The 22,512-nt window shown below is 62.9% G+C and carries 21 protein-coding genes; 12 read left to right on the top strand and 9 right to left on the bottom strand.

The window, feature by feature from the left end; all coding sequences use genetic code 11:
• Positions 1–112: 112 nt before the first annotated feature.
• From OHB26_RS38475 to OHB26_RS38485, 3 genes are all read right to left on the bottom strand, one after another.
• Complete coding sequence (locus OHB26_RS38475; protein ID WP_330182148.1) at positions 113–1,546, bottom strand: protein kinase domain-containing protein; 1,434 nt, start codon at positions 1,544–1,546, stop codon at positions 113–115.
• A 41-nt stretch (positions 1,547–1,587) separates the two neighbouring features.
• Positions 1,588–2,319, bottom strand: a complete 732-nt coding sequence (locus OHB26_RS38480; protein ID WP_330182149.1) for a hypothetical protein — start codon at positions 2,317–2,319, stop codon at positions 1,588–1,590.
• A 229-nt stretch (positions 2,320–2,548) separates the two neighbouring features.
• On the bottom strand, positions 2,549–4,585 hold the full coding sequence (locus OHB26_RS38485) for an N-6 DNA methylase (protein ID WP_330182150.1): 2,037 nt from the start codon (positions 4,583–4,585) through the stop codon (positions 2,549–2,551).
• A 165-nt stretch (positions 4,586–4,750) separates the two neighbouring features.
• On the opposite strand from OHB26_RS38485, the gene OHB26_RS38490 reads away from it, so the two are divergent.
• From OHB26_RS38490 to OHB26_RS38520, 7 genes are all read left to right on the top strand, one after another.
• The gene (locus tag OHB26_RS38490) at positions 4,751–5,068 is read left to right on the top strand and encodes a hypothetical protein (RefSeq protein ID WP_330182151.1); all 318 of its coding nucleotides are present in this window, start codon (positions 4,751–4,753) and stop codon (positions 5,066–5,068) included.
• 111 nt (positions 5,069–5,179) lie between these two features.
• The gene (locus OHB26_RS38495; protein WP_330182152.1) at positions 5,180–5,791 is read left to right on the top strand and encodes a DUF4352 domain-containing protein; all 612 of its coding nucleotides are present in this window, start codon (positions 5,180–5,182) and stop codon (positions 5,789–5,791) included.
• Between the two features lie 308 nt (positions 5,792–6,099).
• Positions 6,100–6,351: a hypothetical protein gene (locus tag OHB26_RS38500; protein ID WP_330182153.1), complete on the top strand. Its 252-nt coding sequence runs from the start codon at positions 6,100–6,102 to the stop codon at positions 6,349–6,351.
• A complete protein-coding gene (locus OHB26_RS38505) occupies positions 6,351–8,198 on the top strand; it encodes an alpha/beta hydrolase (protein ID WP_330182154.1) in 1,848 nt (615 codons plus the stop codon). Before OHB26_RS38500 ends, OHB26_RS38505 begins: the two co-directional genes overlap by 1 nt.
• A complete protein-coding gene (locus OHB26_RS38510; RefSeq protein WP_330182155.1) occupies positions 8,195–8,692 on the top strand; it encodes a hypothetical protein in 498 nt (165 codons plus the stop codon). The genes OHB26_RS38505 and OHB26_RS38510 overlap by 4 nt, the downstream gene beginning before the upstream one ends.
• Positions 8,693–8,780: 88 nt before the next feature.
• On the top strand, positions 8,781–9,251 hold the full coding sequence (locus OHB26_RS38515) for a hypothetical protein (RefSeq protein WP_330182156.1): 471 nt from the start codon (positions 8,781–8,783) through the stop codon (positions 9,249–9,251).
• Between the two features lie 234 nt (positions 9,252–9,485).
• Complete coding sequence (locus OHB26_RS38520; RefSeq protein WP_330182157.1) at positions 9,486–9,905, top strand: hypothetical protein; 420 nt, start codon at positions 9,486–9,488, stop codon at positions 9,903–9,905.
• Between the two features lie 102 nt (positions 9,906–10,007).
• Here the strand turns inward: OHB26_RS38520 and OHB26_RS38525 are convergent, their stop codons facing one another.
• Positions 10,008–10,793: an SEC-C domain-containing protein gene (locus tag OHB26_RS38525; RefSeq protein ID WP_330182158.1), complete on the bottom strand. Its 786-nt coding sequence runs from the start codon at positions 10,791–10,793 to the stop codon at positions 10,008–10,010.
• Between OHB26_RS38525 and OHB26_RS38530 the strand changes: the two genes are divergently transcribed.
• The 4 genes from OHB26_RS38530 (at position 10,770) to OHB26_RS38545 (ending at position 14,139) form a co-directional block, all read left to right on the top strand.
• Positions 10,770–11,024 (top strand): hypothetical protein, encoded by a 255-nt coding sequence (locus tag OHB26_RS38530; RefSeq protein WP_330182159.1) that lies wholly within the window; start codon positions 10,770–10,772, stop codon positions 11,022–11,024. The genes OHB26_RS38525 and OHB26_RS38530 overlap by 24 nt on opposite strands.
• A gap of 414 nt (positions 11,025–11,438) precedes the next feature.
• Positions 11,439–12,629 carry a Fic family protein gene (locus OHB26_RS38535; RefSeq protein WP_330182160.1) on the top strand — a complete coding sequence of 397 codons (1,191 nt, stop codon included), beginning with the start codon at positions 11,439–11,441 and terminating at the stop codon, positions 12,627–12,629.
• 87 nt (positions 12,630–12,716) lie between these two features.
• A complete protein-coding gene (locus tag OHB26_RS38540; protein WP_330182161.1) occupies positions 12,717–13,649 on the top strand; it encodes an HNH endonuclease in 933 nt (310 codons plus the stop codon).
• 136 nt (positions 13,650–13,785) lie between these two features.
• Complete coding sequence (locus tag OHB26_RS38545; RefSeq protein ID WP_330182162.1) at positions 13,786–14,139, top strand: nucleotide pyrophosphohydrolase; 354 nt, start codon at positions 13,786–13,788, stop codon at positions 14,137–14,139.
• A 27-nt stretch (positions 14,140–14,166) separates the two neighbouring features.
• Here OHB26_RS38545 and OHB26_RS38550 read toward each other — a convergent pair whose 3' ends face one another.
• The 4 genes from OHB26_RS38550 to OHB26_RS38565 all read right to left on the bottom strand — a co-directional run bounded on the left by OHB26_RS38550 (position 14,167) and on the right by OHB26_RS38565 (position 19,601).
• Positions 14,167–16,056 (bottom strand): DUF2075 domain-containing protein, encoded by a 1,890-nt coding sequence (locus OHB26_RS38550; RefSeq protein ID WP_330182163.1) that lies wholly within the window; start codon positions 16,054–16,056, stop codon positions 14,167–14,169.
• 207 nt (positions 16,057–16,263) lie between these two features.
• A complete protein-coding gene (locus OHB26_RS38555) occupies positions 16,264–18,153 on the bottom strand; it encodes a DNA/RNA helicase domain-containing protein (RefSeq protein WP_330182164.1) in 1,890 nt (629 codons plus the stop codon).
• 342 nt (positions 18,154–18,495) lie between these two features.
• Positions 18,496–18,702, bottom strand: a complete 207-nt coding sequence (locus OHB26_RS38560; RefSeq protein ID WP_330182165.1) for a DUF397 domain-containing protein — start codon at positions 18,700–18,702, stop codon at positions 18,496–18,498.
• Positions 18,699–19,601, bottom strand: a complete 903-nt coding sequence (locus tag OHB26_RS38565) for a helix-turn-helix domain-containing protein (protein WP_330182166.1) — start codon at positions 19,599–19,601, stop codon at positions 18,699–18,701. Before OHB26_RS38565 ends, OHB26_RS38560 begins: the two co-directional genes overlap by 4 nt.
• Before the next feature lie 244 nt (positions 19,602–19,845).
• On the opposite strand from OHB26_RS38565, the gene OHB26_RS38570 reads away from it, so the two are divergent.
• A complete protein-coding gene (locus OHB26_RS38570; RefSeq protein WP_330182167.1) occupies positions 19,846–20,055 on the top strand; it encodes a hypothetical protein in 210 nt (69 codons plus the stop codon).
• A 461-nt stretch (positions 20,056–20,516) separates the two neighbouring features.
• Here OHB26_RS38570 and OHB26_RS38575 read toward each other — a convergent pair whose 3' ends face one another.
• Positions 20,517–22,487 (bottom strand): UvrD-helicase domain-containing protein, encoded by a 1,971-nt coding sequence (locus tag OHB26_RS38575; RefSeq protein WP_330182168.1) that lies wholly within the window; start codon positions 22,485–22,487, stop codon positions 20,517–20,519.
• Between the last annotated feature and the right edge of the window lie 25 nt (positions 22,488–22,512).

Here is a 22,512-nt window from a genome sequence, read left to right on the forward strand (position 1 = left end):
TGCTCTGCACCGGCCACCGTAGACCATGGGTCCGACAGACTCGCCGATTCGGGTAAGCCGACCCGGCGGTACCGGCCGCGTCGACGTCTACGATCGCGCAGCCGCCAAGGGCTCAGCCAGCCTTGATATGACCGATCTGCGCCGCCAATTCGATGACGCGCCTGTCCTGTTCGCCGTATCGCACCGCCATCTGACTGTGCAGCCGCTTGAGCCGCGTCAGCGCGGCTTTCACATCCCCGGTGTGCACATGGCAGGCCGCCAACCGGCGCTGGCAGTACATGACATGGTCGTCATACGGCCCGCGCTCGGCAGTCAGATCGTCGATGAGCGCGCGGTAAAGCTCTGCGGCTCCGGCATAGTCGACGCTCTCGAAACGCAGATCGGCGAGCCGCAGCCGCGCCTCGACCACATCGGCGTCGCGAGAACCGAATCTGGGCAGCGCCTTGTCGACGACGGTTTGCAGTTCGTGCACGGCCGGGTCGTATCGCGAGTCGTCGGCGAAATCGCGGGCGCGGCGCATGGCGCGCTGGATATCGCCGCGGCTGAAGTCGGTGGGCACCGGCGGGACGCTCGGCGTGGTCTCGGGCCCGGTTCGCAGCACACGCGTCGGAGCCACGACAGTCGGTGCGCTGCGCGAGGATCCGCCCGCCGCTGCTGCCCGGGCGTAAAGGAGCGCCGGGCTGAGCGGATCGGTCACTTCGGAGAGCACCGTCACCCCGGTGGCATGCCGCAGCAGGACAGCATGCACGGTCGCCGCATCATCGGGCCGCTGTTCCGGCGCTTTGGCGAGCATGGCCATGACCAGCCGAGCCAGCTCGACTGGCACTTCCGGTCTCTCGTAAAGGATGTCAGGTGGTGCCTTATGAACCTGGTTCTGCCACACCACATATGGCGAACTACCGGTCATCACCCGATCGCCGGTGAGCAATTCATGCAGTACGAGCCCCAGCGCGTAGAGATCGGTCTGCGGCACCACGGTCCCGCCCTCGACCTGCTCCGGAGCCATGAAAGCCGGTGTGCCCAAGGTATGTCCGGTGCTGGTGTACCGGGTCTTGTCGGCATCGAGCGAGACCGCGAGCCCGAAATCGAGCACCTTCACGGTCCCGTCAGCACACAGCATGAGGTTCGACGGCTTCAAATCCCGGTGATAGATCCGATTCCGGTGCGTGGCCGCCAGCACCGCCGCCGCCTGCGCACCCAGCGAGGCGACCACACCCACAGGCAACGGCCCCTCACGCTCGAGCAGATCGTCGAAGGTGATCCCCTTGACGAATTCCATTACCAGATAAGGCCGTTCGGGAGACCCCGGCTCGATCCCGGCATCATGGATCATCGGCAGCCCCGGATGCCGCAGCTGCGCCATGAACTCCGCCTCCCGAAAGAAGCGTTTGGTCCAATCCGGATCCTTGTCCAGACTCGGATGGGTGAACTTCACCGCGATCTGCCGCCGCAGATGGCGGTCGAAGCCGTCGTAGACCTGCCCCATACCGCCCGCGCCGATCTCATTGATCAGCTCGTACCGGCCGCCGACGATCTGCGGTTGCACCGCTGCTACCTCCGTGAGTCCAGAAGAACCGACACGCCAACCTACTCGGCGCCGGTAGCGGGGCGTAGCCGACCCTGCGCGAGACCACGGAATCCGGCGCGGATCAGGTGTTCCATGGTCGAACGACGCTGCTGCCAGGCGGTTTCCAGCGCGGCCAGCTGCGCGAAGGCCGCACCGTATTCGCGCTGTTCGGCGAGCGGGATCCTGGGCACCGAAACCTGATAGAGGTCAACATGATTGCCCTCGGCGGCGGCGTGCAATACACCGGCGAGGAAGTACGGGTCGACGGCTTTGGAGTTGGCCCGCACCAGGTGAATTCCAGGTCCGAGGAGGACACCGTCCGTAGTGCAGACGCGGACGGCCATCTCGGTGCCGATCACGACTGCCACATCTCCCTCGCGCACCGACACCGCGCCGCGAGCGTCCGCGTCACCCAGGCGGGAGGGTGTACGGCCCAGGCGGATGTCCTTTGCCGAGAGCATGGGAGTCGCACCGGTTTCGGAGAGAACCGTGGGCGGCGCTTCGTGGAGAGTCACTGCCTCGGCATCGATGAGCTCTCCCATCGAAATCACGCTGTAGTCGGCTGTATTCGATTGCAGTGCAGGAGGTTCCACAGCGGCTGTTTCGATCAGCGTGGACCGCAGCGCGACATAATCGGCAAGCGAATCCATCACCTGGTCGTGCGGAGCCGAATCGATTCGCTCATCGAGCGATCCAACCCTCCCGGCCACGCGCAGTGCGGAATCGGGATGGGCGGCAATCTCCCCCGTCACGACCGGCCGTCTCCCCTCATGAACATTTCCAGCACGATCCCCGCGTGCTGCGGCAACGGTAGCAGCCGAGAGTCCGAGTCAGCGGATGAAATTGGCCCCGGTCGCGCCACCGCGGACCTCGTGGATGAACATGACCGCTGTCGTTGCAGCGATGGGTCCGGCGTGGCGGCCGAACACGATCGCAATCGTGACAGCGCCGAGCCCGGCATCGGGGCTGACCTCTCTCGCATCACTTCTGGTCCTTCTCATCCGGTGCCAGCGCTCCGGCGGTCAGCCCGGTGGTCACCAGCTCGGCGACATGTTCGGCGGCGTATCCGGCTCTGCGAGCAGCATTGCGCAGCAGGAAAAGATGGCGAAACGTCTCGCCGTAGCGCTGCTGCTCGGCCAGTGCGAGCACCGGTATCCGCAATCGGCTCGGATCGAATCGAATGGTGGATGTCCTTGTGGCGGAGACATTCTCCGCGCCGGTGAGGAACCCGGCGACGAACCACGGGTCGAGTCGCTCACGATCGAGGCGGAGCAGGTGCACATGCGGCCCGCGAATCGCGCCCACATCCTCCGGACCCGCGACACGCGCACTGCGGCCGCCGGTCCGATCACTGCGAACCGCCGGAATCAGCACATCACCGTCCCGAATTTCGACCTCGGTCTCCGGTGCCGAGGTGGCGAAACTGCCCGAGGCCGGGCTGCCGGTGGCAACATCCGGAGCCGTCAGCACACGAGTGCCATTGGCCGACTTCGCCGTACTCGGCGGAGAGGCCCGAACCCATTCCAACTGACCGTAATTCACCAGATCAGCGATGGACACGAACCGCCACGACTTGCCCGAGGCCGCCGACCATCCACCCAGCGCATCGGTCACCGAGGCCAATTCCGCCGCGACACCGGAGAGTCTGCGAATCGCATCGTCGACCTGATCGGAAACGCTATCCGAGTCGAGTGATGAGCGGACGTACCGCGCCGGAGTCAGATCTACCTCATCGTCCAGCACCTCGACCAGCCGCACCGCTGCCGCGAATCCGGAAATAGTTGCGGTGCCGGAGTTCTCACCATCGAACGCACGCCATGCCCGCACCGTCGACTCGGTGACCGCTTCCCAGTCGATACCGTCGGTGGTCGCCGGTAGCGCCGTCGTGTCGACGAAAAGCATGGTGTCCGAAGCGGGCTCACCCGCCTGCGATGGCCGCAGCACCCAAATCTGCAATCCCACATGCCACGGTTGCGCCGCACCCGGAGCCAGTCCGATAACCGCACGCAGCGCGCCCTTCCGCACCAGGCCCGCGCGAATCTTCCGCCCGGAGGGACGAGTCGCCACCGCGGGCGGCAGGAGCAGCAGGGCGGTACCACCCGGCCGCAGATGCGCTATGGCGTGCTGCACCCAAGCCAGCTCCGGCTCACCACGCGGCGGTGTGCCGTAATCCCAGCGGGTGTCGAACGCGAGCTCACCGGACCCCCAATCACGTTGTCCATAGGGCGGATTGCAGAGCACGGCATCGACGCGCAGGTCCGGAAAGGCGTCAGCGGTGAGCGAATCGCCCTCTCGTACATCGGGTTCGAGGTCGGCCTCCGCTTCCAGCAGCAACCGCGTGCGCTCGACTTGCACAGACAGAGCATCCTGACCATAGAGTTCGACCGCACCGGCCACCGTCGCGGCCAGTACGAGCGACCCGCTCCCGCAAGCCGGGTCCAGCACGCTCCGCAATTCCAACGCGGCAGGTGAATCCAGCAGGGCCGCCATGAGTTTCGCGACCGCCTCCGGCGTGATGTACACACCCGTTGCGGCAGTGTCCTCCAGGGCCCGCTCCGCGAGAACATCCAGAGCGGCGCGATTACCGTCCGCAGCGGCCGCGCGTTCAAGCGCCAGCAGCAGATCGGCGACACGGTCACGAAGCGTTCCGGATCGACTGTGTACATCCGCCTCGCTGTGTACATCGACCCCGCCGTGTACATCGGCTCGCGGGTCCGCGCTCCACTTCCCCTTCGAGGCCCGAAGCCCCGCCATCAACCGAGAAAGGGCATCCGGCGTGGTGCGCGACCGCACCAGTGTCCGCAGCTCGGTAACCGGCGACTCGGAAACCTCAACCCCGTGCCCGACCAGCCATTCCTGCACTTCCCGCAGGTCGAACTGCGGCCGCGCCTCACTACTCCCGGCGATCGGCTTGGGAAAGTCGTCATGCCGCCGCCGCCAGTTGCTGACCGTGGCTCGCGTGACGTCGGCCAACCGCGAAATCTCCGCAGCACTGACCGTGGACGCGGGCTTCGACATACCCCTCCTCTCGTGAATGTTCCCCTCAGACTGCTCGACCATTGAGCAAAAATCAATCTCCAAATTCGCGTTGACAATGTTTTCACTGACTCGTACGGTTTTGCATCAGCGGGACAGAGCCTGATTCGGCCGCCCCGATCTCCAGTACCGAACGAAGGAAAACCCATGCGCCGCAACGTCATCACCCTCCTGGCCGCCACCGCCCTCACCACCCTCGCCGCCGGCGGCATCGCCCACGCCGATCCCGCCACCCAGCTCCACGAAGGCCAGCAGGTAGTCGGCCAGGACGTCCAGCCCGGCACCTACCGCACCGACGGCCCCCGCGACCAGGACTACGGCTCCTGCTTCATCACCTGGCTGCCCGACAAGGGCGCGAAGTCCTCGGAACTGATCGACATCGAGTCCTATACCGGGGCGTCGTTCGTGCACCTCAACGCCGGCGACGTAGTCGACGTCAGCGGCTGCTCCTGGGGCCTGGAGTAGCCAGCCCGACCGTCTAGACCGGTCTTCTATTACGAAATCGATTCCACACCAACGTAATCGGTCCCCGGCGAGTCGCCGGGGACCTCCCGAACCATGCCCTCAGGAGCCGTCATGTCCCACCCGAACCAGCCCCACCCCGGCCAACTCCCCCCGCAACAGGGCTATCCGCAGTACCCGACACCACCGGCACCCAAGAAGTCCCACACCCTCAGAACCATCCTGATAATCCTCGCCGTCATCGTCGCGGTGTGCGGCATCGGAGGCGCACTGATGAGCAAAGGCAGCAGCTCCTCATCCTCCCCCGGCACCGACCCCAACAAGCCACTCCCCGGCCTGAACACCCCCGTCCGCGACGGCAAGTTCGAATTCGTCATCACCGCGGTCCAATCCGGCGTAAAAACCCTGGGCGACAACGAGTTCCTCCAAAAGACGGCTCAGGGCACCTACACCGTCGTATCGATCTCCATCACCAACACCTCCGACAAGCCCTACGGCTTCTCCCCCAGCGATCAGTACGTCTTCGACGCCAAGAACCGCAAATTCAGCAACGACCCCACCGCGGCCATCAACCTCCAGTCCGACACCAGCCTCTACGCAAACCTCAACCCCGGCAACACAATCACCGCCCAGGTCGTTTACGACTTGCCAGCAGATTCAGCTCCCGATCACATGGTCCTGCACGACTCGATGTTCTCCGGCGGCGTCACGGTCTCACTGCACTAGCAGCCCGATCACCAATATGGCGACGGCCTCGGTCGAGGCCGTTATCGCCTGACTCAAAGTCGATTCTCGACGTCGACGCGCATTTCCTAGTGTTGAGCAGCACCACCACTGGCATCCCAAGATCAGTTTGGTTACCCTTTGGCTACCTTGCCATCGCAGACCGTCGGGTCTGCTTGTTTGAATCAGGCAGGCATCCACCAGGGGAAATTGTGAGTCCAGAGCCCACGCAGCCGTCGACAATCGAACAACCGCAGTCCTGCCCGGTAGACGCGCCGATGTTCGGCGTCCTTCCAGCACAGCTGACGGGAATGACGACAACCTGGCGTCGCGAAGCCGCCGAGATCGGCAAGCTGATGTGGTCGGGCTTGAGCGAAGCCACCGGCGAAGGCAGCGCGGTGCTGGCCGCGGTTCGCGGATCCGCCGATCCCGCACAGCAGGCGACAGCGTCGATCGAGACCCGCTTCGACGCTGTCGCCGATCTGATCGACAAGTTCTCCACCGCCATCCAGGACCTGGACGCCGAAATCGGCAGCTCGATCGACCAGCTGAGCCCTCGCTGATGCGTCCCACGATCAGCCAACTCGAAGGCTGGAACCTCGACGGCCTGAGCAATGCCGCGACCGCAGCGCGCAGCAACGCGGGCACGCTCGACAACTCGGTCAGCAACTGCTCCCGCACCCTGACCTCGGCCCAGGATTGGCGCGGCCGCACCCGCGATGCCGCGACACGACGCATCGACGAAGAGGTCGACCACGGCTATGAGGTCCGAAACCTATTGCTGCGCTTGGCAGATGACGCCGACGACGCCTGTAAGGGCCTGAAGCACGCCCGCGACTACGTACTACAGCAGAAGAAGCTGGCCGAAGCTCAGGGCTTCACCGTGAGCCCGGACGGCAGCGTATCGAGCACTGATCCGGAGAAGGCCGACGATGCGGCAGTCTTCCAACTGAACATCTCCAGCGGCCTCGACGAGGTCGAACGCGTCGACACGGCCTTCGGCAAGAGCCTCGCGGAAACCCAGGCCGACCTGGCCGCGATCCGTGATGGGCAACAGGACATCACCCTGCCGGATGGAACACGGCAGGATCCCGACGCGGTGGCAACCCGTCTGACCGCCATGTCGCCCGATGAACGAGCCACCTTCCTGGCCGGGCTCAGCACCGACGATCAACGGCAACTGGTGATCGCCGCGCCCGAGAAGCTGGGCAATATGAACGGCGTCCCGTTCGACATGCGAATCGCCGCGAACGAGATCAATATTCAGAACGCGTTGTTCGATGAACGGCAGAAGCCGAATCCCAGCCAAGCTCGGATCAAGCAGCTGGAATCGATGCTCGGCCAGATACCCGATCCCACCACGACAAATTCCCATGACGAGACCGCGGTCTCCAGCGGCCCCGGTGCCACCCCCGGCAACCATCTCGTCGACCGGAAATTCGTTCTCTTCGACCCCACCGGCAGCGGGCGAATGATCGAGATGATCGGCGATATCGCACCGGGGGTACCCGGTGTCGGAGTGATCGTGCCGGGCACGAACACCACGCTCGACGGCTCGAACTCCAACCACGTGTCGGCGTGGAACCTCTCCGACCGAACCCACGGCCCGATCTTTCTCTACATGGACGGAGACTTCCCGCAGGGTCTCGCCGATCTCGGAAATGGCGCTCCCAGCCCGAAATTCGCCGCTGAGATGGCTCCGCGCCTGGTCGATTTCGGCCACGAGCTCGATCGAGAAGTGGCCGCTCGAGCGCCGGGCACACCGGTCACTTATGTCGGGCATTCCTACGGCGGCTCGATCGTCGGCACCGCCGAGCAGCTCGGCCTGCGCGCCGACCGCGTCCTGCACGCGTCGTCGGCCGGAACCGGCATCTACAGCACCGAATGGAATGACCCGAACCCGAACGTGCAGCGCTATTCGATGACTGCCCCGGGTGACCCGATCGGAATAGTCCAGTCCTACCCCCGCGATGGGATCACCCTCAGCGGGATTCATCTGCCGGGCAACCCGCATGCCGGGAATCCGCTCAATGGTGATCCCGACGAGATTCCCGGAGTGACTCGCCTCGACACCGGTTTCTACGGCAGCGAGAAGGACGGACACCACATGGGTGAAGTCGTATTCGGTCCGAATGGCCACGGCAAGTACTGGGACGATCCCGGATCGACGGCATTTCAAAACATCGTGGGGGTCATCGCAGGTGGGGAGGTCAAAGGGTATGTTGAGCGCGGCATCGAGACCAGCTGGGTCGACGTGGGCCTCGGTGACGACGGCGACGGCGCGAAAGAAGGATTCAATGCCGCCGAAGCCCTCGCGGCATCGAAGATTCCGTACGCGCATATCCAGCCCTACGCAGATCCGCGCATCACCGAAAACCCCCAACCTGGCCCGACGATAAAGGTCCGATGAGAACAGCATTCGCCCTCGCCACGCTCGCAGCCGTGTCGATAATCGCGGGATGCGATGGATCGACCACCGACGCCGATCATGGTTCCGCCAAGGAGACAATCGCCATGAACTACGACGAAGCGTCCCGAATCGTCGTCGAGAACTTCACACTCGTCTGGCCGGACCCGATCCAGGTCGAACCGAACATGGTCGACCGCGGCAACGGCTGCCGAACCAACCCCGAAACGCTGAAAAGCGAAGGGCCACCGTGGACTCCGATCTACGAGAAGGGCGTGACCGACCCGAGCCAGGAGTTCATCGACCGGGCGCTGGCACAGCTCGAGGCCATGACAGGCCGAGGGTTCACACTGCGGCCCGACCCGATCCCGGACGACGACCCCATCAATCGCGTGTATGCCGATAGTCGGGGGTTCACCGTGGCAGTGCGCCGGGACAAACTCCCCGCCGAGATCCGATTCACGGTCACATCGTCCTCACCGTGCGTGAACGACTAGCGCGACGCGGTTCCGCGCCGGTTCGTTAACCACACGGCTGTTCCTACCGACCGATAGGCGCAACTTGGCCCAGCGATCAAAAGGTCCGATGAGAACGGCACTCGTCCTCACCACGCTCGCGGCCGCTTCTTTACTCACGGCCTGCAGCGAATCCTCCGGTTCCACCGCGATGAAGTACGACGAAGCGGCTCGAATCGTCGTACAGAATTTCACACTCGTCTGGCCGGACCCGGTCCAGGTCGCATCCGGCATGGTCAACCGCGGCAACGGCTGCCGGACCAATCCCGAAACACTGAAAAGCGAAGGGCCGCCGTGGAGTCCGACCTATGAGATGACCGCAGCCGACCCGAGCCAGGAGTTCATCGACCGAGCGCTGGCACGACTGGAAACCATGACCAGCCGCGGCTTTGCACTCGAGCCCGATCGCGTCCCCAATGACGACCCGATCAATCGCGTGTATGCCGACAGCCGCGGCTTCAGCGTGGCGGCGCACCGCGACAAGTATCCCGTTGGAACCCAATTCACGATCACATCGTCGTCGCCCTGTGTAGACGAGTAGTCGTTGTCGCAACCCACGCCGATCGTGCTTTGGACGTGTTCGATCGAATGGGCATGCGGCGACGAGTTCGGTGAGCTCGACTGCCGATTTGGGTCGTAGGCAGCCCAATTCGCTCGCACGGTGTGTTCGGTGCGCGGGTGGCAAGGGCTGAGCACCGACGATTCCGACGTCCGGCCGGCCACCGGCGGACTACCGTCGATATCGAGGCGGGGACAACCGCGGCGGAGAAGAGCCATGATGGACAAGACAACTCGGCGCGCAGGCAGACGAATCGGCTACTTCATCAGCATCGTCATCAACGTGGTGATTGCCTACCTGGCCAACGCCCACCCCGGCTGGGCGGCCGTACCGTTCCTGACTGAGGACACGACGCGAGTACTGACCTTGTTCAACGTGTCCCTGGCGGTATCAGCGTGCGCGAACCTGGTGTACATAGTGCACGACGGCCCACGTACCAAGGCATTCGGCGATCTGGTGACGCTGGGGATCGGCCTTGCTGTCGTCATCCGACTACTACAGGTATTCCCCTTCGATGCGGACGGCTGGAATACGGTCATCCGAATCGTGTTGATCGTCGGAATCTGCGCAACGGCAATCGGACTGGTGGTAGCCCTGGTCACCCTCGTTACAGGAGGGAGACGACGTGACTCGTGACCTGCCAACCGAAACCTGAAGCAGCTCAATTGGGTTCAGCGCTGAAGTCGCTGCCGAATGACCCCGATCATGCCGGGTCACATCCCCTACCCCGGAGCGGCTTCAGGTCGGTCGACCACAGCACTTCTTGTATTTCCGGGACGACCCACACCAACAGGACTCGTTTCGGCCAGGAGGCCAAGCGATGTCGCGGCCGAGACGGCTCAATTCCGCGGCATACGCCGCGCGGGTATTCGACTGCGCCGGATCCCGGTCGTGGGCTGCCGCATACTCGGCCAAGCCCGCGACACCAGCTGCGGACACACGCAGGGACAGCCCGGAATCGGCTTCCCTGAGCCGACTTTCGACCGACGCACGATGCTCGACGTGACTGTCGTACTGGTTCCGCAGTTCCGGCCATCGACGCATCGCGGCGTCGAATTCGCCCTCCGGGAGATAGAACATCGACAGAACTGTGGGCCGTGCCGATGAGGAGCTGCCCCGACGATCGATGCGGTCAGCCCAACTCCGGCGCTGCTGCTCGGCCCAGCGGTCATCGGCGTCTTCGGGCAACCCGAGCGACTCCCGGACACGGCTGCGGCCGATCGCGAGTTGATATTCGCCGAACCCTTCCGCACCGTCGTCACCGATCAGTCGTTGCCGAGCCAGGCCGGCTTCGAACCAGTGCAACGCCTCCTCCGGCGCTTCAAGAGCTTCGAAAGCCTCAGCGACGGACTCGTATATGGCGTAATCATCCGGACCCTCGGCAAGGATCGTGTCGAGCATCGCCCGACCCGCGAGTGCGTCGTCGTACTCGAGCAGGAACAGCGCGTACCAAACCCGCGCATCACCGGCGACCTCGCCACCATCGGCGATCGCCGCGAGATGCAAACGGCGGGCGCGCTCCAATTCGCCTGCCATTGCCCAATATCCGGCTGCCTCATTGAGGTTCTGGGCACGTTCGTCAGGGTCGGCTTCGGCGGCCTGTTCGAACTGCAGAGCGATTTCCCGTGGCGGCTGCGAGCGGAGACCGAGATCGGCCGCGCGGGAGTCCAACTCGTCCCGCAAACGCGCGTGTTCGGCGAGCAGGCGATCGTGTTCGCGTTCCAGAGCCCGCAGCTCTCGCCGCTCGGAAGCTGACATGTCGTCGGACACCGGGCACTCCTCTCTTCGTCGTCCCCACGATAGTTTCCGAGGAGGGTCGACACCGATTCAACTTCCGCCTGCGCGCGACAATCGTCGGCCCCCAGCCGCCACTGTCCCCATGACCGGACGTCTCCTCCGAACTGTTCCTCAATGATCTGCACGAGGTCATCGGCGCGTCCTTCGGCTGGTTCGACCGTGCCTCTCACGAATTCCGTCGACCCGGTACCGAGCCCCTTCGTCATCGAGGAGATCAACTGGGCGCTGGCCAGCCGGTTCGGCTACGGCAGAGACTCGAAGTAGGACGATCCGATCGAGAAGAAAAGTACATCAATGTCAGCTATAGCTGCGTTTTCTATAGATAAAGTATAATAAGTCGAGAGTTGGTCGATCTTATTCGAAGGAAACCGCGTGAACTGGCCACCGCATCGCAACGAAGAGCGAATCTGGAACCCACATCAGCGCCAAGGCTCGCGGGCGGACCGGACCCTCGAGCGGATCACGGTCGCGATTCCGCCCAGAATCGGCAAGCTCGACTACGACCCAACCGGCAGCGTTGCCCGAACCCACGAAGCGGCATTGATCGCGATCGCCCGCCTCGAAGCCGGATTCGGCGAGCATCTGGCGCCGCTGGCCGACTTCCTGCTGCGTAGCGAGTCCGTCGCGTCCTCCAAGATCGAACATATCGATGCGGGCTGGCGAGCCTTCGGCAAAGCTGTCGCGGGTGGCAAAGCCAGCGATGAAGCGAGGTCGCAACTGGCGGCGGTCAAGGCCCTGATCGCGATGGTCGATGCGGCCGGTGCGGGCACGATCCAGCTCGACGATCTACTCGGAGCACATCGGCTACTGATGGCCGTCGACTACTACACCTCTCGCGATGCGGGACAACTGCGCGATGTGCAGAACTGGATCGGTGGCAGCGACTACACGCCGATCAACGCCGCGCATATCCCGCCGCCCCCCGAACTCGTTCCTGAGTTGATCGCCGATCTGCTGGTCTTCGTCAACCGGGATGATCTGCCGATCCTCGCGCAGGCCGCCATCGCGCATGCCCAGTTCGAGTCCATTCATCCGTTCACTGACGGGAACGGACGCATCGGGCGGGCACTGATCAGCACTGTGCTGCGCCGCCGCGGCCTCACCCGCCGAGTGACCGTACCGCTGGCATCGGTCATGCTTGCGGACACAGGCCGATACTTCATGCACCTCAACCGATTTCGCACTGGCGACGTCAACGCGTTCGTCGAATACCTGGCAATAGGCGCGATCCATGCCAGCGAGGCAGCACAGGACTCCGCCCTGGCCCTCGCCGACCTGCCGAGGCGCTGGCGAGACATCGTTCGCCCCCGGACCAATTCGGCGGACGAAACCCTCCTCGCAGCGCTGCTCGAAACCCCAATCCTCAACGCTGACAACGCACAACGGATCGCCGGCACCACCGATGCCAGCACCTATCGGGCACTGGGAAGGTTGACCGACGCGGGGATTCTCGAGCTCCTCTCGGACAGCAACCGCAACCGCATCTGGGCCGCGACTGATGTGCTGGCGGAGATGGACGCGTTGAGCGCGGCGATTGGGCGACGCACGATCGAACATCTCTGACAGATGCGATGCTTGACAGGTGCGGCGCGGACTGCGATCGCGGCGGAGATCCGCACATAGCCCCGATCTCGCTGCAAGACTTTGGGTATGACGATCGAAGCTCGGGATCGGAAGATTCTGTGGGGGCGTTCCCATAACCTGTGCGCGATCTGCAGGCAGCCACTGGTCCTAGAAGCGACGGCAACCGATCGCGAGTCCGTGGTCGGCGACGAGGCGCACATTGTCGCCCAATCGGGTGGGGGCCCGCGAGCGGGGCTGATTCCCGCTGCAGACCTGGATAAATACGACAATCTAATCCTGCTATGCAAGGTCCACCACAAGCAGATAGATGACCAGCCAAGGTTCTTCAATGCCGAATACCTGCGGGAATTGAAAGCAGCGCATGAGCGATGGGCGGCGGAGAAGTTCGATCTCCCCGCCGCAGACGACGTTCGGCAGAGATCCAGCGGCAACGTCGAAATAGCGGCTGAGATCGCCCGACTGGACGCGGCGACGGTGGGTTGGGACCCGCACCAGTCTTCGCGCGGCAATCCCACCGGCCAGTACGTGACATTCGCAGGCCGCCAAGGGATTTACTGGGCGCTGGTCGGTATACTGCTGCTCATGGCTGTTCTGGCGACAGCCGGAGCGATCGCGGGTAACTGGGCGTGGCGAATCGCCTTCGTTGGCTTCATCGCCGTCGATGTCCCTTTGGTCATCGGATTTTGGCGTCTGGCAATGCAACCCATTCAACTGGAGGTTGGTGCTGTCGGCGTGCAGACCTTCTTTCCGAAGAACTCTGCGTGGATGCCGTGGGATCTGATCGATCGCATCGAAGTGACCCGAGTGGACGGCAACCTCGGTGTCGTGGCATGGAGCAGATACGCCGATACCTATCCCACGGCCAGCGAGGAGGGTATGGGAGCGCACTATGTTCCAGCACTGAATGCCGTCAGGCTGTGCCCGCTCGGCCCGTTACGGAACGGGAAGCCCGATATAGTCCGCGCCCTGCGGTTCTACGGCCAGAATCGCTGCACTTAGCTCAGCCGGAGCCGGCCGAGGCGGTGACTGACATGCGCAGAAACGTACTGGATTTGAGCAACAGATCGCCCGGCCTGCTTACAGGATGCGACAATCCCACGGAACCGCCAGGAACCAGACCTGGTAGACAATGCCTATGACCATCGACGATCTGCGGGACATGGTGACGGAATTCTCCCAGCGGCGGGATTGGGAAGAGTTCCACACACCGAAGAACCTGGTGATGGCGCTGACCGGTGAGGTCGGCGAGCTGGCGGAGATCTTTCAATGGCTGACACCCGAACAGAGCCAAGCAGTTTGCGACGATGAGCAGGGCCGGGTCAAGGTCGAACATGAGATTGCTGACGTACTGATGTATCTGTTGCGACTTGCGGCCGTGCTCGACATTGACCTCGCCGCTGCGGTACAGACGAAGCTGCGGGTGAACGAAGGCCGGTATCCGGTGGAGCTCGCGCGGGGGCGCGCGGCGAAGTATTCCGAGCTCGGGTAGCCGATCCGCTACCCGAGTCCGACGGGTCTACCCGACCATCTTTTCGAGGAACGCTTGGGTTTCGGGGTCGGTCGAGTACACGCAGGTGCCTTCCATACCGCGAGTCAACAGCACCTTGTAGGTGTTGCGGATCAGGGCGCCGAAGTGCGCATCTTCAGCTTTCTTGACGGCCGGATCATGGGAGTGTTCGCGACGCGCTACCCAGCGGTCGCCTCGCCGTACAAAGTCCGGTCCGAAAATGACTCCCGACCAGTCGTATTCGAAACCCTGCGCGGTGTAGATGCAGCCGACCTGACCGAAGCCTCGATCATCGGATGCCCAGTAGTAGGACTCGGGAGCGTCAGGCACGCGCTTGTCCGGCTTCGCATTCCACGGGCGCTTCCAGTCCCCGATTTCCACATCATCGACGAGATGCTTCCCGTCGGGCGTCTCTACCGGATCGCTCCAACGCCAGCAGTACCCGGCGGCCAATCGTGCTGTGCCACCATGTTGTTCGCGCTCGTTCAGTAGCCAGGCTTCCATCGCTGTCGGATTCTCAGCAGTGGTGACGCGGAAGTCGTCATCGGTGCCCGCAGTCAAACGATTCCAGCTGATCGGGGGTAGCGGGTCCAGGCCCAGGAGACGCCGAACCCACTCGTCGAAGGCATCCGAACCGCCACAACGGAATTGGCCGTCCAAATGGACGACCTCGACCTTGCATTCAGCGGCATGGGCGGCAGCGGTGATCTCATCGAGCGAACCCATCTCGCCCGGGCGCACGATCTGATTCTCGTCGAGCAGGAAGACCGGAACCCAGGCGACGTCGATCAGTTCTTCGATCTGGCGACGGGCCAGCGCGCGCTTTTCCTTTCCGGTCCAGCGATTCACGCTGTTCTCACGAACGCGATGCGCCTCGTCGCAGATCAGTACGTCAAGTTCCCGCGGCTCAGCACCGACGTAGTTGTTGAAGTACTTGAACATGGTCTTGACCCGGCTGTTGCGACTGCCCGCGACCTTGCGCATCGTGTTGGTGAAAGCGCTGGAACCTGTGGCGTGGTGGACTTTCCGCCCCTGACGGGACAGTTCGCCGAGCAAGCTGAGCGCGATTACGCTCTTGCCCGAGCCCGGTCCGCCGACAACCACGACAACAGTCTGTGTCCGCTGTGCCCGGGCGGTCGCGACGGCCCTCTCCACCAGTTGATAAGCGACCCGTTGCTCATCCAGCAAAACGAACTGTTCTCGATCTTGAATCTCCTTGGCGGCCAACTTCAACAGCGGCTTGCTCGGTCCGTGCGTGAATCGGAGGAACTGGTCGGCAGACTCACGGGCCGGATCACGTCCGGCATCGACATTCAGCAGCGAGCGCAGATGCTCGACCATCTCGGACTTGAAGTCCTCGGTGAACATTCGGCCGAAACGATCGGGTCGGTACTGCATCAGCGACGGGATTTCGGTGGAGGTCGCATTGTGCAGGTAAGCGATACCGTGCACGGCGTGCGGAAGATCCGCCAGCGCGGGAGTCGAGTCAACAAGATATTGGCAGTAACCCCGCACCTGAGCGACCGGGTGCAGTACCGGATTCGAATAGGCTGCGATCGAAACCACATCGGCAGCAAGAAGTTCCGCTTTCGACCACTGCTTCAGTTCGACCAGCACATAGCTGACCTCACCGGTGCGAGGGTGCGCACCACATAGGATCACATCCACACGCTTCGGGCTATGCGGCAGCTTGTGCTCGATCAGCACCTCGACATCCTCGAGTCCCGAGTCGACCAGCTCAACCAATAGCGGCGGGAGACTGCGCATCCAGGAACGTACTTCACCAACCCCCACCTGGTGTTCCCACTGATGCCGAGCTTGCTCGCTCAACACCTCGTGCAGCCGTCCGGCCTGCGCTTCCGTCAGCAGATAGCGTGCACTTCCTCGAATCAGAGCCACGTTGCCTTCCCCACCTGGGCGCGCGAAATCGACATGCGGGTGGAGGCAGCGACGAAGTGTCCTTCGGTGCCCGGCGGGCCGCGCAGATCACATTAGCGAAAGCCGCCGACAACCCCGAAAGTGGATACGATCGACCCCATGCACGGATCGCCAGCAGATGTCAGCTAATCACCTTGTGCACCAACCAATTTCGACAGCTCCCGAGCACTACCGCGCCATCTTCTCCAGAAATGCTTGCGTCTCAGGATCCGTCGAGTAGACGCACGCGCCCTTCATTCCGCGCGTGAGCAGCACCTTGTAGGTGTTCCGGATCAAGTCATCGAAATCCGACTCACTAGCGCTTTTGACTCTGGAATCCCAGGACGGCTCTTGCCGAGCTTCCCATCGATCACCTCGTCGAACGAGATCGGGGCCGAAGACTACTCCGGCCCAGTCGTATTCGAAGCCCTGCGCGCTGTAGATACATCCCACCTGGCCGAATCCCCGCTCGTCAGATGCCCAATAGTCGGAGTCCGGCACGCCCGGCACGTCGTTGCCCGGCTTGGCATTCCATGGCCGACTCCAGCCGTCGATTTGCACGTCGTCGACAAGCCGCTTCTGGTTTCCTCGGCCGACCGGGTCGCTCCAATCCCAACAGAACCCGGCCGCCATACGCGCTGTGCCGGATTCATGTTCGTGCTGATGAGCCAACCAGGTTTCGAGGGCAGTTGGAGAGTTTGCGCTGCAGACAACGAAGGAGTCGTTGAGATCAGCAGTCAACTGACTCCAGCTGACAGGGGGTTGAGAATCGAGCTGGAGTAGTCGCTGGACCCAGGCTTCGTATAGATCCGAACCGCCACAACGGAACTGGCCGTCGAGCCGGACGACGCGCACTTTGCACCCCGCACCCGCGGCGGCTGCTTCGATTTCGGCAAGTGAACCCATCTCGCCTGGGCGCACAAGCTGCCTCTCGTCGAGCAGGAATACCGGAACCCACGCCACGTCGAGCAGCTGCTCGATCTGGCGGCGACTTTTCCACGGCATCGACGGCTCAGGCCGCCAATAGTCACTGTCGTTACGAATCCGATGCGCCTCATCACAGATCAGCACATCCAGCTCACCCCGCGCGGATTTCTTATAGTCGTAGAAGTATTTGAAGATCGATTCGACGCGCACATCGCCTGCGCCCGCCACTCTGCGCATTGTCTTGGTGAATGCACGAGAGCCGGTGGCGTGGTTGACCCTCAATCCGCGGCCAGCCAGTTCACCGAGCACGCTGAGCGCGATTACGCTCTTTCCTGAACCGGGGCCGCCCAACACGACTACGACTGTCCTCGTCTTCTTCTCGTGTGCCCGCTCCACCGCATTCATCACCAGCTCGTAGGCCACCCGCTGCTCGTCCAGCAGCACGAACTGTTGACGCCCCCTGATCTCTGCGGCAGCGAGCTGGAGCAATGGCTTGGTTGGTGCATGCTTGAAGTTCAGCAATCGATCCACAGCCTCGACTGAACGCTCACGTCCACATGCCGGGTCCACCCGCATACGTAGGTATTCAACCATTTCTGACTTGCTGTCCTTGGTGAACAGCCGCCCGAAATCGGTCGGCTCGTACTTATTCAACTCCTCGACATCAGCGGATCGAGCGTTGTGCAAGTATGCAATGCCGTGCACAGCGTCCGGGATATCGACAAGCTCCGGCGTCATATCGATCAGATACTGGCAGTACCAACTCACCTGCTCAACTGGATGGAGGATCGCATCCTTATATCCACTGATCGCCACCAGCTTTTCGGTTGCATTCTCGACTCTGGACCACTGTTTCAGTTCCACCACAACATAACTGAGCGCTCCGGTCTGCGGATGCACCCCGCATACCACAACATCCATACGCTTCGGGCTGTTCGGTAGTTGATGCTCGAGCAGCACCTCGACTTCTCCGAGGCCGCCGTCGACCAGGTCATGCAGAAACTGCAGCAGGCTGTGTCTCCAAGACGCCAGCTCACTCGTCCCAACCCGCTGCTCCCACTGCAGCAGCGCCTGTTCGGACATGAGCTTCGCCAACTCACCAGACTCAGCCGCATTCCATAGATCCCGGGCATTTCCTTGTACCAGAGCCATCTGTAACCCCCACTAGCGCACGTGAATCGACGTGCGGGTAGGGGCCGCATCGAAGCGATGCTTCGGTGCCCGGCGGGCCGCAAGACCAATTTGAACACAACCACTCAAGTCTGCCTCGGAGAACCGCTACGCCTATGTACGGGCTCCGATTTCGCTGGCAGAGCGCTTCAGCACCGCTCATTTGGAGTCTGACCTTCGAGCGGTAAGAGATCTGGGCTACGCGGCTAACGGATTGCCGCCTGCCCACATCCCCGACCGACACTGGTGCGGTATCCGAATTCTGATGCACACCAGTTGCTTCCGCCGCCATGAACCCAATAGGCTCAAGGCAGTCCAAGAGCATCAGAGGCAGTCGAAGTGGCCGGACTTCACCGCATCGTTGAACCGATCCCAAACGGACCCATCGAAGATCAGCACCGGGCTGGTGGTCCCCAACTTCGAATCCCGCACCCCGACACTGCCGCCGCGCAGATGCGCGGCCTCCACACACGCTTCTCCCCCTTGGCTCCTGCTGCTCTTGAACCAGTGCGCCTCGGCTAGATCGTTCATGATTCGAACTCCTTCGCAACCTGCCTGAGCAGGTGTTTGCTGTCTGGTTCACTCAGAGCCACCTGGCTCAGCTGATCGTGGGCTCCCAGGTATCGATCCACGACCTCCACGCTGTCATAGTAGAGCCGAGAACCGTAGGACTCCACGTATACCGTGGTCGGCTCCACGGGCTCCTTCGTACCGAAATCGATTGGAAACCGCAGGATTACGAATGCCCCAGGTGCGCAGCCCAGTGGGAAGCCGGCCGCGAACGGCAGTACGCGAACACGAACGTTCGGCGGAACGTCTGCCAGTTTGCGGAGCTGCGCTGCCATCACCTTCCGGCTGCCGGCAACCCGTCGAACTACCGCCTCGTCGACGAGCAGATCCAGTTCGACGGGAGCCAGCCGCCGCGTAATCGCGGTTTGTCGCTGCATTCTCACTTGGACGCGTTGCTCCGACTCCATGGGCGTATCGGACTTGAAGAAAGTCCTCTCCAGGGCTCGCGCATAGTCGGACGTCTGGACCACCCCAGGGACAACATCCGGTTGATACATGATCACTTGCGCCGCTGAGGCTTCCAAGCTCATGTAGGTCTCGAAGTCGTTTGGGATCAGGTCGTCGTATCGGTGCCACCAGACGCGCTCATCCACCGGCCGCATGCGTTCATCGGCTTCCTTGGCGAGAGCCTGCAATGCACCGAGCTTGTCCTTGCCCGCGCCGTACAGGCGGCACAACGCTTCGATGTCCAACAGCCGGATCCGAGGGTTCTCCCCCTTCTCCAACCGCTGAAGCGTCCCGGCCCCTCGTTCGATCAGCCGCGCGGCATCGGCGATGGAAAGTCCTGCGGCTTGCCGCATTTCACGAAGCTGTCGACCCAGCTGCCGCCGGGGAATAGTTGTCGGATTCTTGCCGATCATAAGCGTTGCTCCCGAGTTTGGATGACTCGCGCGCTGAACATGGATGGCGTAACTCGACCTGCTGGATGCCATCTTCCGCTCTCTTCGGGTGGCGCGCTGGGAAAACGGGCGAATTCAATTGGACGATCCGAAAGTGCCTCCACCGCAGTCGTAACGGGCGCCTACTTGCGTTCATCAGCACCGGGAGACGGCCTCGGCGAGCGTCACTCGGGACACAGAGCGGATACCGACAAGGAGACATCGAATGCCTTGGGATTCTTTGGTCTTGCTCTTCCTGCTCACAAGTGGCGTGATCACCGTGACCGGCGCACTGGTGGCGGAGCTGCGTGGCAGCGAAAGCATGGGGCGGCGGGCCGCCGTTCGGCTCGAATTGTCTACCGGCAGCTCCTATCCGGTCGCGGCCAGACCCGCGCCCGGGCGGCATCGAGCCAACGTAAGCGAGCGGCAGCGATGACCGGCGTGTACTCGAGGCTCGATCACCACCCGGTTTCGGAGTATCGAGTCGACTTACGTTATCCGCACGGGGTGCGGGCGCTGCTGTATCCACATCGCAACTGCGTCGCCGGACCGGGACATAACGCCAAGAGTTGCGGTCGATTGCGGCAACTGCTCGAGATCGCCGACCGTAACGAATGGCATTGGGCGAAGCAGGTGGTCAACTCGGGACCGAGAAGTACGGAAACAGCGGAGCGATACGGTCCACGCCTGAAGATGCTCGAATCGCACACCGTCGCAGGGTCCGAAAGCCGCATGACGCAGACGGAGGCGATCGAAGCCAGGGCGCACCACCGCGACTGCGACCCACCCTGTGAGAGGGCACGCGCCGCAGACGAGCGGTTGGAGGATGACTTCGCCGAGAAACCCGCGACCATCCTTCGATTCCCGGATCGCGTTGACCTGCAATGACACCCGCCCTCAGTCGTGAAGGTAGGCGACCCAGATGTAGTCCCGAGCCCTGGTCAGCGCGACCAGGGTTTGGCGGGCCAGGATCTCGGCCCGATCCCGTTCTCCGCCGGTCAGTTCGCTCAGCGGTACATCCGTCGATTCAGTGATGTGGAAGACCGCTCCGAAGTCCATACCCTTGCCGCGTCGCACGGATCCGACTTTGATCACGTCTGGTTGCGTGCCGTCGTACTCCACGAGCGGTAGCACCGGAAAACCTGCTCGCTCCAGTGCGTTCCGATAGCGGGCCGCCTCCTTCGGGGTGTGGGTGATCACCGCTATCTCGGAGTACGCGAAGCCTGATTCGGTGATCGCCTCGAGCAGTTCTGCCTCAATTGCGTTGCGGTGCACAGCTTTCTCGACTGCCCGGCCGCCGCTCAGCACTGCTTCGCTGTCGCGCAGTACGAATCCGGGTCCGCCATCGAGGTCGTCGACAGTATTGGCGGCTTCGATGCGCTGGGCGTAGTTCAGCACCGTCTCCCGGTTGCGATAGTTGGTTCGCAGGACTCGACCGCGACCGACGATAGGAATCCCGGCGTCCGAGAGTGTCCAGCCGCCTGCGTAGACCTGCTGCTGGCCGTCGCCTACCAGCAGCAATTGGGCGTTCGGTCCACCGCCCGCGATCTGGTGCACCAGTTGGAGTTCGAGCAGAGTGCAGTCCTGCACTTCATCGACGACGACCATCGCGTAGTCCTCGAAGTCGTCGAGTGGGCTGGCCCGTAGCTCTTCGACCGCTTTGCGGATGAGATCGTTGAAATCGTCGACGCCACGCTGTTCGAGCCGTGCCTGGTAAGGCTCGAACAGCAGATTCCATACCGCCTCACGCTGCGCGGTGAAAAGCGGAACACCTTCGCGCCCAGTACGTTTGATACTGCGGTAGCCGCGGGATTCGTTCTCGTCCTTGAACGTCGTGATACCGCGCCCCTTGATTACGCGATGCAGTTCGTCCTTCCAATACTGGCAGTCCGTCCCGTCGATGTGGCCGAGCACATCGCGGGCTTTGACCCATGCTCGCGCGAAGGCGTCCTCGCAGGCTCGGTCGTCGAGGTGGAAGGCCACGCCGCGGTGAGCGAGGAACCGTGCCGTCCAGGCGTGCAGCCCGATGAACTCGGTGCGCTCAGCGGCGTGCGGCGCGAGACGGGCGAATCCGGACTGGTGATACGCGGGAAGGGTTTTGACGAAGCTGGTGAACAGCATCCGGCCGGGATGATGTTTGGCGAGCTGTGCCATACGATGCAGGGCCACCACGGTCTTCCCGGTACCCGCCGGGCCGCTGAAACGCGCCGGTCCGTTGAAGTTCACGGTCACCAGACTGAGCTGCTCCGGGTCGAGGAAGGTCATCCAGTCCTGGCAGGGGCGGCCCAAAGCCTTGTCGCGCTCGCCCTCTCGGAGGTCGGTGGCAGCGAAAAGTTCTTCGGCTACAGGTGCTTCGGCGGTGGGTGCGTCATCGCTGGAGAGCCACTCGAAGCCCGCGAGGTGGGCATCGACCGCGGCGGCGAGGTCACGAGCACGCTGTCGCGAAAAACGACCATCACCGTTGACGAGAGTGTCGCGAAACGTGGACTCATCGACGGCGAGGAACGGATCATGCGCCTCAACTTTCACCGCATTGGCCATCAGGAACATCACGTCGAGCATGTGCGGCACGAACTGACCGCGATCGAGTACCAAACCCCTGAAGTACTTCTCGGCGCTCTCACGGATACCACGGACCCGGGCTCGATCGGGGACGCTGTCGGTGAACACAAGCGCGTAGACGCCGGTCCTGCCGATCGCGAACACGGCCGGGTGCGCGGGTGGGGCGACTGTTTCAACCAGCAGATGCCACCCGTTCTCCATCAATGGCACCGACAGGAATCTGCGCTGCTGCGGCGTCAGCCCCGGCAATCGATCCAGCTGCTGCTCCACCCAGCGCCGCCTACGTTCCCGACCGATGTCCGACATCGAATACCCCCATCGAAGATCCGGC

The organism is Nocardia sp. NBC_01503, assembly GCF_036327755.1.
Lineage (GTDB): Bacteria > Actinomycetota > Actinomycetes > Mycobacteriales > Mycobacteriaceae > Nocardia.